This is a genomic window from [Clostridium] innocuum, from assembly GCA_012317185.1.
GTDB classification, from domain to species: Bacteria; Bacillota_I; Bacilli_A; order Erysipelotrichales; family Erysipelotrichaceae; genus Clostridium_AQ; species Clostridium_AQ innocuum.
The window spans coordinates 3249709-3262959 of record CP048838.1 but is presented as its reverse complement, the minus strand read 5'-3'; the positions used below and the strand labels follow the sequence as shown (position 1 = coordinate 3262959).

General features: G+C 47.0%; 10 protein-coding genes and 1 pseudogene. 4 read left to right on the top strand and 7 right to left on the bottom strand.

Going from position 1 to position 13251, the window contains the following annotated elements:
- The first annotated feature begins 21 nt into the window (after positions 1 to 21).
- A pseudogene (locus tag G4D54_15925) lies at positions 22 to 1182 on the top strand (winged helix DNA-binding domain-containing protein).
- A gap of 485 nt (positions 1183 to 1667) precedes the next feature.
- Positions 1668 to 2129, top strand: a complete 462-nt coding sequence (locus G4D54_15920) for a GNAT family N-acetyltransferase (protein ID QJA03816.1) — start codon at positions 1668 to 1670, stop codon at positions 2127 to 2129.
- A 263-nt stretch (positions 2130 to 2392) separates the two neighbouring features.
- On the opposite strand, the gene G4D54_15915 is transcribed toward G4D54_15920, so the two are convergent.
- A complete protein-coding gene (locus tag G4D54_15915; GenBank protein QJA03815.1) occupies positions 2393 to 3172 on the bottom strand; it encodes a type III pantothenate kinase in 780 nt (259 codons plus the stop codon).
- Entirely contained in the window at positions 3172 to 4374 is a 1203-nt protein-coding gene (coaBC, locus tag G4D54_15910; GenBank protein ID QJA03814.1) for a bifunctional phosphopantothenoylcysteine decarboxylase/phosphopantothenate--cysteine ligase CoaBC, read from the bottom strand. The genes G4D54_15915 and coaBC overlap by 1 nt, the downstream gene beginning before the upstream one ends.
- A gap of 200 nt (positions 4375 to 4574) precedes the next feature.
- On the opposite strand from coaBC, the gene G4D54_15905 reads away from it, so the two are divergent.
- Both G4D54_15905 and G4D54_15900 read left to right on the top strand, forming a co-directional pair.
- Positions 4575 to 6104 (top strand): NAD(P)H-hydrate dehydratase, encoded by a 1530-nt coding sequence (locus G4D54_15905; protein QJA03813.1) that lies wholly within the window; start codon positions 4575 to 4577, stop codon positions 6102 to 6104.
- Between the two features lie 347 nt (positions 6105 to 6451).
- A complete protein-coding gene (locus G4D54_15900; GenBank protein ID QJA03812.1) occupies positions 6452 to 7669 on the top strand; it encodes an iron-containing alcohol dehydrogenase in 1218 nt (405 codons plus the stop codon).
- Positions 7670 to 7880: 211 nt separating this feature from the next.
- Here G4D54_15900 and hflX read toward each other — a convergent pair whose 3' ends face one another.
- The 5 genes from hflX to asrA all read right to left on the bottom strand — a co-directional run bounded on the left by hflX (position 7881) and on the right by asrA (position 12788).
- Positions 7881 to 9134: a GTPase HflX gene (gene hflX, locus G4D54_15895; protein ID QJA03811.1), complete on the bottom strand. Its 1254-nt coding sequence runs from the start codon at positions 9132 to 9134 to the stop codon at positions 7881 to 7883.
- A gap of 256 nt (positions 9135 to 9390) precedes the next feature.
- Positions 9391 to 9759 (bottom strand): hypothetical protein, encoded by a 369-nt coding sequence (locus G4D54_15890; GenBank protein QJA03810.1) that lies wholly within the window; start codon positions 9757 to 9759, stop codon positions 9391 to 9393.
- Between the two features lie 172 nt (positions 9760 to 9931).
- Entirely contained in the window at positions 9932 to 10936 is a 1005-nt protein-coding gene (asrC, locus tag G4D54_15885; GenBank protein ID QJA03809.1) for a sulfite reductase subunit C, read from the bottom strand.
- A gap of 12 nt (positions 10937 to 10948) precedes the next feature.
- On the bottom strand, positions 10949 to 11749 hold the full coding sequence (gene asrB / locus G4D54_15880; GenBank protein ID QJA03808.1) for an anaerobic sulfite reductase subunit AsrB: 801 nt from the start codon (positions 11747 to 11749) through the stop codon (positions 10949 to 10951).
- Between the two features lies 1 nt (position 11750).
- Positions 11751 to 12788, bottom strand: a complete 1038-nt coding sequence (gene asrA / locus G4D54_15875) for an anaerobic sulfite reductase subunit AsrA (protein ID QJA03807.1) — start codon at positions 12786 to 12788, stop codon at positions 11751 to 11753.
- Positions 12789 to 13251 lie beyond the last annotated feature (463 nt).

Below are 13251 nucleotides of genomic sequence, written 5' to 3'. Positions count from 1 at the left end.
TCTATAGAAGGGAGGCTGCTTATGCGAACCATCACAAGGGAAGAGGTATGAAGCCATCTTTTTCAGGCACATCATCTGGTTACTCCGGCAGATTCTTTACCAGAAGCGGCGGGGGTATGCGGGTTTCAGAACAGTCCCCCCGGTACGTGGCTGTGTGCGGCGTTTAACCGGCTGCGTTCATGCAGTGCATGGCAGCTGCAGCAGGAACTGGATGAGGGCAGGGGGATTATGCAGGCATGGAGTCTGCGTGGTGCACCGTGGATTTTTCCGCTTCATGATGCAGCGGTGTATCTGGATGCACTTTGTGCAGAGGAAGGGGAGTCCTGGATCTATACAAACGGGCTGCGCTATTGTCAGAAAGAAATCGGTGTTCCTTTTTCGGTGCTGTTGCAGGAGCTGATGCAATGCCTGCAGGTACTGGAGAAGGAACCGGTTGTGTCCAAGCAGCGACTGGATCAGGTGCTGGCTGCTGCCATGCTTCAACGCATTCCCGCCTCCCTGCACTCTCTGTGGCTGTCTGCTTCTCCATTTGCGAAAGGGCAGCTGTATGGAGAGGCGATTGTTTCCTTTTTGTTGCGGCCGGCTTCTTTTCAAAGGGGAATCGCCTTTGGACCCAGACAGAAGGGCTCACCTACATTTGCATCCTTTCCTAACGCAGCTTCGAAAACGGGCAGTATCAGTGATGCTGTGTGCTGCGCACTGGTTTGCCGGTTTCTTCATGCATACGGGCCAGGCGATGTAAAGGGCTTTGCGAAATGGACAGGGATGGAGCTGCCGCAGGCAAGGCGTCTATGGGCACTTTCTGAGCATGAACGTGTTTCTGTGAGGTATCAGGAAAGAGAGTATTCGATCTGGAACAAGGATACCTATGAAAAGCAACAGACTGATGAATCCGTACGACTGCTTTCTCCACATGATCCTTTTCTCGACCTTTGGGACCGCTCTTTGCTTCTGGAGGATTGTAAATTACAGCGCATGGTATGGAAAACAGTGCAAAATCCCGGTGTTGTGATTCAGTGTGGAAGGATTTGCGGTATCTGGAGGTCAAAGAAGCGTAAAACGGTGAATGAGCTGCATATCACACTGTTCACAGACATAGACACCAAGAGTCTGCATATCTGGATACAGGCATATGAACAGTTTCTTGGGCAGAGGATTCTGGTCGAAATCAGCAGGCTTTGATAGCCGGTATCGCATTTCAGTGGCTGTTACTGGTAGCTGAAGAGATACATGCGATTATTCAGCCTGTTATGCTGCGCTTTGTGCCGCCAGTACACAGCAGTCCTTTTCAGACATTCAGTATAGGTAAAAAAAGCTTCTGGTATATGGGGATTCTACCAGAAGCTTTTTATAATGTGAGAATTTAAACATGTTTGTGTAGTTTTCCTGCAATAAGCAGATAGTAGCTTTCTATCAAAATTATTTACCCCTTTTGATCGTACAGGTTTTCTTGTAGAAGGCAATGCCGTATCCGAGAATGTTCGGCAATCGTTTCATGTAATCAACTCCTCGTCTTTATTTGTATTATACCACACAGATGCAGACACAGCATACAAACCTAAAAAGATTGAGAAAGGGTAGAAAATGCGGAATGCAGATAGTACAATACTGTTATGAAACAATGCTTTCAGAATATAGAATATGGTTATTAGCAGGGAGATGAATTTATGCATATGATTGATGGAACAACCTGTCTGATGGAAGTCGAACAGCTGATTCGGGAATACACGCAGATGCTGGGAAGGGATCTAAGCTTTCAAAAGCTGGAGGAAGAACTGCGTGATTTATTACGCAAATACAGTGGAACAGAAGGAAGACTGCTGGCTGCTGTTGCGGATGACGGTTGTGTTTCGGGCTGTGTAGCGTATCATCGCCTGAGTAAGGAATGCTGTGAAATGAAACGGCTGTATGTGAAACCGTCCTATCAGGGCCAGGGAATCGGACAGAAGCTGGTGGAAACGATTCTTTTGCTTGCGAAGGATGATGGCTATTCGTGCATGGTACTGGATACGATCGAACCCTTACAAAGTGCCATCCGGCTGTATAAGCGCCTCGGCTTTCAGGAAACGGAGCCGTACTATGACAATCCGATGGAGGATGTGATTTATATGAAGAAGCTTTTGAAATAAAGGAAGGCTGTAACACACATCACATGGATGCGAATACGGAGGTTTACCAAATAAAAAAATACGTCGTATGACTTGTGGCGTTATAAGCTGCACGATAGTCATAGCCTCTTCTTGAAGAGCAGACGTATTTTTTATGGTTCTTTTTTGTTTTAGGTTGTTTACAAAAGGGAGAATTCAAATTCTATGGATTAAAACAATCATTTCACATTCTCGATGTTTTGAATTACCCGCAATCAGGTAATAAACTATTTTATTGCAGAAATCTATTTCTTTTTCTCTGTAGTATACTTTTCGTAAATGTATTTCAGACCCTTGAAGGTCAGATTACGATCATAGATATCAATTTCATCCGTATTCTTATATATAATTTTCCCAAGGCCGCCGGTAGCGATGACCTTCATGTCAACGCCCAGTGCCTTTTTGAATTCCTTGATAATGTATTCACTTTGTCCGATATAGCCGTAAACCAGTCCGGCCTGCATGCTTGTTGTTGTTGTCTTCGCCAGAATGCTTGCGGGTTTTTTGATTTCAATTTCCGGAAGCTTGGCCGCCTGTGTCCACATTGCCTGTGCCCCGGTTTCAATTCCCAGGGTGATGACACCGTATTCGAAATTTCCATTCGCATCCACATAATCGAAGGTGGTGGCTGTGCCATAATCGACAACCAGACACGGACCTCCATATTCATAATAGGCTCCGGCTGCATCCACGATACGGTCGGCACCGACGGCCTTTGGATTTTCAGCCTTTACAGAGATACCGGTTTTGATTCCGGGACCTACGAGAATCGGCTCCTTATGCATATATTTGCGGATTCCATTCAGGAAGGAATGCATGATTTTCGGTACGACACTGGATACGATGACATCTTTTATATCCGCAGGCTGTACCTTGGAGGCATTTAGAAAGTTCATGACCATAAACCCGTATTCATCGCTTGTGCGTTTCATTTTGGTTGTCAGGCGATAATTGCCGATCAGCTTATCCCCGTGATAGATTCCGATTGTAATATTTGTGTTTCCTATATCAATGACTACTAACATCAGGCTTCTCCTCTTTCCTTGCTGAGAGCAGCCAGACGTGTAAGTATCTCAACGCCTACCTCATATTTGCTCATCAGATCCAGTGTTTCTGTATGATTTTTCTGAAGCAGAGTAACCACATTGGTATCCCCCTGAAAACCGGCTCCCTGTTCATGCAGGTTATTGGCTACGATCATATCGCAGTTTTTCCTATTCAGCTTTTCAGCGGCATGCTCCAGCAAATGCTCGGTTTCCATTGCAAAGCCGCAAATAATCTGATTTGATACTCTGTGCTCACCCAGCCATGCCAGAATGTCCGGGTTTTTCACAAAGGTGATTTCCAGAAATTCTCCCTGTTTTTTTATTTTGTTTTCTTCTGTTTTCTGTGCGCGGTAATCACCGACAGCGGCAGCCTTGATAATGATATCGCAGTCTGCATATTCCTTCTGTACGGCTTCAAACATATCCTGTGCACTGACAACCTGCACGACGCGAACTCCATGCGGGACGTTCAGCTGGACAGGACCGCTGATCAATGTTACATCCGCTCCCATGTCACGGGCTGCTCTGGCAATCTCATAGCCCATCTTCCCGGAGGAATGGTTGGAAATAAAGCGTACCGGATCCAGGGCCTCACGGGTTGGTCCCGCTGTGACCAGTACACGCTTTCCCCTGAGAAGTCCGGTGGTTTCCAAAATACGGCAAATGCATTCCTCGATATGTGTGATGTCCGCAAGCTTTCCTTTTCCGGTATCTCCGCAGGCAAGATATCCAACCTCCGGTTCCACCAGCTCATAGCCGAGTGCTTTTGCGGCTTCCAGATTTTTTTGTGTGACTGGATTTTCATACATGCCGGTATTCATTGCAGGGCAGATCACCTTAGGGCAGTCAGCTGCCAGAAAGGTCGTTGTGAGCATGTCGTCCGCAAGGCCGTGAACAATTTTGGCAATAACATTTGCGGTTGCCGGTACAAGGACAAAGATATCCGCACGATGTGCAATGGAAATATGTTTAACACTGCGATCCGCCACCTTTTCAAAGGTGGAAACCATCACATTGTGCTTTGTTAGTGATTCAAAGGTCAAGGGGGTGATGAATTCCGTGGCATTCTGTGTCATAATGACTTCCACATCATACCCTTTCTTGATCAGATTGCTGGTCAGCTGTGCCGCCTTGAAGGCCGCAATACCTCCGCTGACTCCCAATACAACTGTTTTTTTCATAGTATCCCTCACAGGTTCTTTATAAGTCGTTTACTATTATAACGCAACATTCTCCGCATCACAACTGTTTCAAAGCGAAAAAAGATAAAAAATTCACAAATGAAACATTCCTTTATATTTACACTTCCTTTTATAATTTCAATGCAATTTTTTTTGATTGCTATTATAATATAGGTAACGAAAGCGTGAGGAGGGAGCTTATGGAAATCGTAAATACAGAGGATATGCGGAAAATGGATGCGGAGGCGATTCATGAATACGGCATTCCCGGTATCATATTGATGGAGCATGCAGCGATGGCGGTTATGGACTATATCCGCGAGCATGTCGCAAAGGACAGCCGGATCATGATCCTGTGCGGTCCGGGAAATAATGGCGGGGATGGCTTTGCCCTTGCACGTCTCATGGTGGAGGAGGGCTATTCACATGTCCGTATCCACTGCAGTGTTCCTTATGACCGTATGAGTCATGATGAGGCTGTGTATGCCAGAATTGCGGAAAGCTATGGTATAGAAATCATGAGGACGCAGGACATGGAGATGATCAAGCCGGCACTGGATGAGGCACAGGTAGTTGTCGATGCGTTGTTTGGAACGGGACTGTCACGCGATATTGAAGGCTTCTATGATGTTTTGATTCTGTATCTGAATCTGTTGAATAAGCATGTCATCAGTATCGATATTGCCAGTGGAGTTAACGGGGATACCGGCAGCATTATGAACTGTGCCGTACAAAGTGATGTAACCATCACCTTTGAATGTCTGAAAAGGGGACAGCTGCTGTATCCGGGCAGCAGCTATTGCAAGGATATCATCGTTAAAAATATAACGCTTCCCAAAGCTGTGAAAGCCAATATCGAACACAGCATTCATTTGCTGGATGAGGATACTGTGCGGGCATTTCTTCCAAAGCGGGATGCACATTCCCACAAGGGAAGCTTTGGCAGGGTGATGATGGTTGGAGGCAGCTCCTATATGCACGGGGCAATAACGCTTGCGGCGAAGGCTGCGCTGCAGAGTGGGACAGGGACGCTGACGCTGTTTCTGCCGGATTGCATCTCTGAGATTATTTCCATGAAGCTGGAGGAGAGCATGCTGCTGCCGGCTCCGTCAATGAATGGAAGCTTTTCTATGATTTCCGTTGATTTGTTGAAGCGCAATCTGAATGCATATGATATGATCACCATTGGAAACGGTATGGGACGGGGTGAGGTGACACAGGCGATGGTTCGTGCTGTGCTGGAAAGTGATCGTCCCTGTCTGCTGGATGGGGATGCCCTGTATGAGGCAGGGAAGCTGATGGAGCTGCTGCATCGTCCAGCGGTTACGATCCTGACACCGCACCCGAAGGAAATGAGCTATCTGTGCGGCTGCAGTGTGAAGGAAGTGCTGAAGGACCCTCTGCAGTGTGCCATGGAATTTGTGAAGCGGTATGAGAATACCGTGCTCGTATTAAAGGATCAGCATACGATCATCTGCAGGAAAGACGATATGTATATGAATACGGCCGGCAATCATGCACTTGCCAAGGGGGGCAGCGGGGATGTGCTGTGCGGTATTCTGACAGGACTGTATACACAGGGAAAAGAGGCGCTGCAGGCAGCGGCAGCCGCTGTATATGTCCATGCCTGCGCGGCAGATGAGCTCATACAGAGAATGGATGCCTACAGCATCCAGCCGGGTGATCTGATTGCGGTGCTTTCCGATACCTACGGGAAGCTGAAAAGGTGATACACTGCGTTTCTTTGAAAGACGATTTACATTACAGCGAATGATTCTGTTTCCTATCCAACAGAAAGCATATATCAGCCGCAGGGATAATGTTGATGTGTCAAAGGATACCACGAATAAGGATGGGATTATGTATAACCTAATCTATTTGGAAGGTCAGAAAGAGCTACCCGATCATTGCATCAATGCGGGTGTCTCTTTTTTATATTCGCTTTGATCCGGCTCCTGTTTATGAAAGAATGAATTTCTTGTGAAAATATACACAAAGTGGTTGTTTTTCGATAGGTTTAGGCGTAGAATGTAACTATAGAAAGGGTTTTGTAAGCCCTATAAGGAGGAAAACAGACATGCAGAGATTTACATTGCCAAGAGATATGTATCATGGAAAAGGTGCTTTGGAGGCTTTGAAGACACTGGAAGGTAAGAAGGCAATCGTTTGTGTCGGCGGAGGTTCCATGCGCCGCGGAGGTTTTCTGGATCGTGCCGTTGCGTATTTGAAGGAAGCCGGTATGGAGGTTCGCTTATTTGAAGGCATCGAATCCGATCCGTCAGTGGAAACCGTTATGCGCGGGGCGGATGAAATGCTTGCATTTGAACCGGACTGGATCGTTGCGATGGGTGGAGGATCACCGATCGATGCGGCAAAAGCGATGTGGATCAAATACGAGTATCCGGAAATTACATTTGAGGATATGTGCAAGGTGTTCGGTATACCGAAGCTTCGCAGAAAAGCACAGTTCTGTGCAATTTCATCTACATCCGGTACGGCAACAGAGGTTACCGCATTCTCCATCATCACAGATTATCAAAAGGGTATTAAATATCCGATTGCGGATTTTGAGATTACACCGGATGTAGCAATCGTCGATCCGGATCTGGTAACGACGATGCCGATCAAGCTGGTCGCACATACGGGTATGGATGCCATGACACATGCCGTGGAGGCCTATGTTTCCACAGCCAACAGCAACTTTACCGATCCGCTGGCAATTCATGCGATTGAAATGATCAAGGAGCATCTGGTAAAATCCTATAACGGGGATATGGATTCCCGTGCGGCGATGCATGATGCACAGTGTCTGGCTGGACAGGCTTTCTCCAACGCACTCCTGGGAATCGTTCATTCCATGGCACATAAGACAGGGGCAGTGTTCGCAGATCAGGGAGCCCATATCATTCACGGTGCGGCAAATGCGATGTATCTGCCAAAGGTTATTAAATTCAATGCGAAGGACGAAGCAGCTAGAAAGCGCTATGGTGTGATTGCGGACTATATGCATCTGGGCGGTTCCAGTGATGAGGAAAAGGTGGAGCTTTTGATTGCCTACCTGCGTGAAATGAGTGATGCACTGCATATTCCGCACTGTATCGCACATTATGGAAAAGATGGATTACCTGCTGAAGAAGGCTTTGTAAGTGAAGACGTATTCCTGGCACGTGTCGAGGATATCGCGGCAAATGCCATTCTGGATGCCTGCACGGGCAGCAACCCGCGGCAGCCAAGTCAGGAGGAAATGGTCAAGCTTCTGAAGTGCTGCTATTATGATACAGAGGTGGACTTCTAGTACAGGAATTGAAAAGAGATAATGAATTTATAGCATATAAAAAGAACGGATAGCCGGTGTGAACCGATTATCCGTTTTTGTCCTGGATCAGCTGTCAGCCCTCATACTGTAAGATTGCGCATCAGCAAGGCTGCGTGTTTTTTTGATTCTCCAGTTTTTTCATCCTGTAAACCGATAGGCATAAAAGCAATTCATGCTGGATACAGCGTTGTCATCCTTCTTCTTTCAGGCAGATGACATAGTTGCGGTATTTTTGATACAGCGTATCTGATAGCACTGCATCCAGATGAATACCATCTTCCTCATCTCTGCGGCTGATGACATGTGCATGCTTCATCAGCAGGGAATAGATACCGGTCTGCTGGTAGGGAATATGCAGCTCCACATGCTTTTCATCCGGATACAGGTGACTGTGGATCAAGTCCAGTAATTCCTGCAGCCCGGCTTTTTCTTTGGCACTCATATATAGATCATGCGCATGTACCTGCGGATATTGATATCCGCTTTGATCGCACTTATTATAGACGGTAATCATCGGGATGTCAGCAGCCTTGATCTGCTGCAGCGTTTCCTGTGTGATCTCCATCTGTCTTGCATATTCCTCACTGGATACATCTACGACCTGAACCAGAAGGGAAGCATACTGCACCTCCTCCAGTGTGGAATGGAAGGCCTCCACCAGATCATGAGGGAGATCGGAAACAAAGCCGACGGTGTCGGACAACAGAAAGGATTTTCCATCCGGCAGATCGATATGGCGGATACTGGTGTCCAGAGTGGCAAACAGCATATCCTTTTCCAGTACCTTTTTATCCTCCTCATAGGGACTGCTGTGCTCCAGCAGCATATTCATGATGGTACTTTTTCCGGCATTTGTATAGCCGACCAGCGATACGAGCGGCAGCATGGATTTCTGTCTTGCCCGCCGCTGATTGAAGCGCTGTGCCTCTATTTTCTTCAGCTCTCTTTGCAGCTCCTGAATCCGTGCATTGATTCTTCTTCGATCCAGCTCCAGCTGCTTTTCTCCGGCACCCTTGTTTTTTCCGCTGCCGCTTTGTCTTCCCAGCTGTGTATTGGCACCAATCAGACGTGGAAGCAGCTTCTTCAGCTGTGCGCACTCGATTTGCAGTCTTGCGGTACGTGTGACTGCCCGGCTTTCAAAAATGGCGAGAATGAGCTCTGTTCGGTCCATGACCGGCGTCTGTAGGCTTTCCTCCAGATTGCGGATTTGCAAGGGACTCAGATCGTGGTTAAACACAACGCGTTGTATTTCCTGCTCCTGCAGGTATGCACGAATTTCCTCACATTTACCGGTACCGATATAGGTTCTCAGCGTAATGCTTTTCAGATTCTGTCTAAAGGTTTCCTTTATTTCCATATCGGCTGCCTGTACCAGCTCAATAAATTCCTCGTTTTTCTCTGCTTGTTCTGTGGTATCCGCCAGAACGATGATAACCTGCTGCATGACATCACTCCTCTAGTATCTTATTGTAGCATGTTTTCCTGCAGTTTATGAAAAGAATTCGGATTTGCGAATCAATCCTGTAAAAGTATGCGGATTTCGTTTATACGCAGGCGTTGTCAGGGAAGGGGAAAATGCTATGATGTGCTGCCTGCACGCTGACTGCAGGAAGGTGTATACGGTAAAAAACGGATGCCTGCAGGCATCCGCTCTTTTACAATCTGCTTATATAAGCGATTGTATTCCGGATTAAGAAAGCCTAAAGCGGCTGTGCCGCAGGTTTTCCTGTGGCTTCTATCTCCCGAAGCCAGTAATTCAGTATTTCCTGCAGCTTGCGTCCGCGCCGTACAATCTCATAATAATCCAGATTATGGCGAATGACAGGCTTTGGTGTTAACAGCATGTCCTCGTTTGTCCCATCCTGAAACTGCAGACGAAGATAGATGTTCAGGGGCTCATAGCCGTTTCCGCTGAACAGCGTGCCGTTTAGTATGGTATTGAGATTATTGTGACTGAGTGGTCTGAGCAGCAGCTCTGTTCTGATCAGTGTAGATAGGGGATACGTATGAGCGTTGGATGTGATATGCAGAATTCCGTTTTCCATTGTGAAGAAATCAGATCGTTTCATGAAATGCTCCTCCTTCCTGCCTTTTCTATATCATATGTTGTATAAAAAGTATATGAATTATAAGAAAAAATAAGAAAAGTGTGCAGAATGAAGAAATCCGGGCAGTAATACCCGGATGTATCGCTATACAGGGAACATGCTTCAGGTAGGGAATATCATGGAAGGCTCAAAATTATTTCACAGGCTTGACGTGAATTCTTCCCCGATATTCTGTTTCTGCGAAATAGAGATTCTCCGCAATTCTTGCCTCGGGATTCAGCTTGACATCCTTCAGCATCAGCTCCTTGAACGTTTCATAGCCCGCCATGTCAATCAGATGACCGCCATGCAGATAGCGCGGCTGTCCCTTCAGCACCTCAGCGGAGAAATCCTGCCAGTTGCGCAGGATTGCCAGAACGGCATCCTCACTCAGGAAATCTGCAAAGGTCTTTCCCATTCGCGGGTACTGCTTTCCGGTACGGCCGCCAATCAGAATTCGATAAAACGGCTTCGGGCTTCGCTGCATGGCATTGGTCGGACATACCAGCGTACATTCTCCGCAGCCGACACAGCAGCAGGTATCCTTTTCAATTTTGCCGTTTTTCAGACTGAGCACTCTTGTCGCATGGGATTCGCAGGCCTTTACGCAGGAGCCGCAGCCGATACACAGATCGCTGTGATATGTCGGCTTTGTCAGACCGATGATTCCAAAATCATTGAAGTGTCCCTTGGCGCAGTCATTCGGACAGCCGGCAACCGCAGCCTTGATATGATAATGACTCGGGAATACCTCCTGTTCGATCTTTTTTGCCATATCCTGTGTATTGATATTCGCCTTGATACAGTGGATACCGCCGATACAGGCCATGACATTGCGGGCACCGATGGTCGGAAAGCCGGCATCGGTTTCCATTTTCACACCGCACTGGGCGATTTCAACATCCTCCAGATAGTCCTTCAGCTCTTTATTGACGGCATCGATATTCTCATATTTGATGCCGGGGATGGCAAAACACTGGCGGGAACCAAAATGAAAGGTGCCGTCTCCGTATGCTTCTGCCAGATGCTCGACGAAGCTCAGATACTTTGCCTGTATCAGACCGCCGGGAACACGCATCTGCAGCATGTATTCACCCTTGACCTTGGACTGACGGAAGCAGTTGGTACGAAGGGCGTTGATATTCATATCCTGTGACATATCGTTTACCTCCTAATCCACAAGCCCTTTGGCTTTGGTATACGGAAAGACAGGGCCTTCCAGACAAACATACGTTTCATTGATTTTACAGTGTCCGCATTTTCCAAGGGCGCAGGACATCTTCCGCTCAAAGGAAACATAGATATGGTCCTCTGTCACGCCGTATTTCATACATTCCTGTGCGGTGAATTTCATCATGACAGGAGGGCCGACAAGGATAACGGCATATTCCTCCCCAAAATCCTGAAACGGGATATCCTTAACATAATTCATCGCAAAGCCTTCCTGAAAGCCTTCGCGTTCTCCGTGGTCGAGTGTCAGCGTTGTATGGAAATGCTTCGCCTGCCGCCATTGGCGCAGGTCGTTTTCAAACAGAACATGCTGTGCATCCCGAAAGCCTGCGATGACATAAACATCTCTGCAGTCCTGCGGATTGTTCAGATAATGATGCAGGGTACTGCGCACCGGGGACACGCCGGTACCTCCGGCGATGACAGCAATGTGTTTTCCCTTGAATTCCTCCAGCGGAAAGCCGTTGCCATAGGGACCGCGGATATAGATATCATCCCCTGCGTGAAGATCAAACAGGACATTGGTCAGTGTGCCGACTCTGCGAATCGTAAATTCCACGGTGGAGTCGGTAAAGCTGGATACGGAAATCGGAGCTTCTCCGATCTTCGGCAGAGAAAGCTGGAAAAACTGTCCATGCCGAATCTGCGGATCCCTGAATTCGACAACAAAGGTGGATTCCAGATCGGTTTCCTCTATGATATTCAGGATGCGGTGCTTCTGCGGCAGCCATGGGTTGTTCATATCATTTCTCCTCCTTCATGTGTTCTACCTCGTCATGAAGACGCTGGATGATGTGCGTAAAGGATATATAGGACGGACAGATATCATCGCAGCGGCCGCAGCCTACACACATCTGATAGTCCGTGGCAAAGCGTTTTTTGAAATCATATACCTTGTGCATGGTTTTAAAGCGCATACGGTCCTTATACTCATCCCGGAAGGCATGACCGCCGTTTACCGTCGTGAAATCATCGTTCATACAGCCGGTCCATGTCCGGCGGCGTTCTCCGCTCTTTCCGTTTTCCGTATAGGGCGTATCCACCGTGTTGAAGCAGGAACAGGTGATGCAGACAGAATTGCAGGCACCGCAGCCGATACAGCGACTCTGATAGTCCTTCCACATTTCCAGTGTACGGATGGAGTCTACCATATCCTCACGGATATCCGGCACCTGTATGGTCGTTTTGTTTTCCCTGACAAATTTCGGCTGAAATTCTGCGTGTTCAAATGCTGAAAACAGATGCGCAAGCTGTTCGCTGCGACATTCCACCAGTACGCGTCCCTCTTCCTTCAGCGGACGCATGGCAAGGTCATATTCGTCTGTGACATTTGTTCCCATGGAACAGCAGGCACAGGATTCCCAGCCGTTTTCCGGACATTCCATCAGGATGAAATGCACCTTGTCCCGCATTCGTTTATAATAGGGATCCGGTTGCGGCCCGTTTTCCAGAAATATCTTATCCAGCCGCTTAATGCCGTGAATATCACAGCTTCGTGCAAATATCAGCAGGTCCTTTTCATCTGCCTGACTTTCCAGAAAATAATGCTCTGTGAAATGAAAGAGCGTCTGGTTGATCGGGTAGAAAACCTCCTTCGGGGAATAGTCACTGCGCTGTTCCCATTCGATTTCCTCCATACTGCGGATTTCCTGATAGCGGATGAGATCGGTATTGCAGTAGCGTCCCGCATTCTTCAGTCGCTTGGGAGCATAAATCCGATAGCTTTGCCGAAGTGTGTCGAAAACCTGATTCACTTCCTCGAGTGTTAGTTGAAATGACATATGTCGTCCTCCTCACGTGCTTCCTCTATGTTTACAACCACCATATGCATGGACAGAGCATGTCATGCATACCGGTACTTAAGATATTGTAATCCCTTTCCCTGGCGAAGTGAATATGTTCACAAATGTATAAGCAATCCTAATATCTCTATAAATACAGGTAATGTCTGATGGATGGTGCTGCTTTCTCCGTGTATGTACAGGGGAAGTGCAGGAAAATGCAGCGCAGGGTAGATACTGTCTTCCTGATTATGGGAAAATATGTGAAAATGCATATTTGAACTTCAAACTATTTACTTTTGACAATCAAAGTAATATAATTCCATTTGAATTTCAAAGCATATTGCATATTTGGGATTCATATCGTCAAAATTATCGAATTATATCGTCCTAGTAATCAATACTAGGGTTATTATTTACTTTTAAATCTAGTATCTAAAACTAAAATAGTTGACATTCTTTA

Bases quoted from the DNA above. Each gene is read 5' to 3' on its own strand.
- G4D54_15915 (QJA03815.1), bottom strand. From the start codon at position 3,172: ATGTTAGTAGTCATTGATATAGGAAACACAAATATTACAATCGGAATC.
- G4D54_15905 (QJA03813.1), top strand. From the start codon at position 4,575: ATGGAAATCGTAAATACAGAGGATATGCGGAAAATGGATGCGGAGGCG.
- hflX (QJA03811.1), bottom strand. From the start codon at position 9,134: ATGCAGCAGGTTATCATCGTTCTGGCGGATACCACAGAACAAGCAGAG.
- G4D54_15890 (QJA03810.1), bottom strand. From the start codon at position 9,759: ATGAAACGATCTGATTTCTTCACAATGGAAAACGGAATTCTGCATATC.
- asrB (QJA03808.1), bottom strand. From the start codon at position 11,749: ATGAACAACCCATGGCTGCCGCAGAAGCACCGCATCCTGAATATCATA.
- asrA (QJA03807.1), bottom strand. From the start codon at position 12,788: ATGTCATTTCAACTAACACTCGAGGAAGTGAATCAGGTTTTCGACACA.
- G4D54_15920 (QJA03816.1), top strand. From the start codon at position 1,668: ATGCATATGATTGATGGAACAACCTGTCTGATGGAAGTCGAACAGCTG.
- asrC (QJA03809.1), bottom strand. From the start codon at position 10,936: ATGTCACAGGATATGAATATCAACGCCCTTCGTACCAACTGCTTCCGT.
- coaBC (QJA03814.1), bottom strand. From the start codon at position 4,374: ATGAAAAAAACAGTTGTATTGGGAGTCAGCGGAGGTATTGCGGCCTTC.
- G4D54_15900 (QJA03812.1), top strand. From the start codon at position 6,452: ATGCAGAGATTTACATTGCCAAGAGATATGTATCATGGAAAAGGTGCT.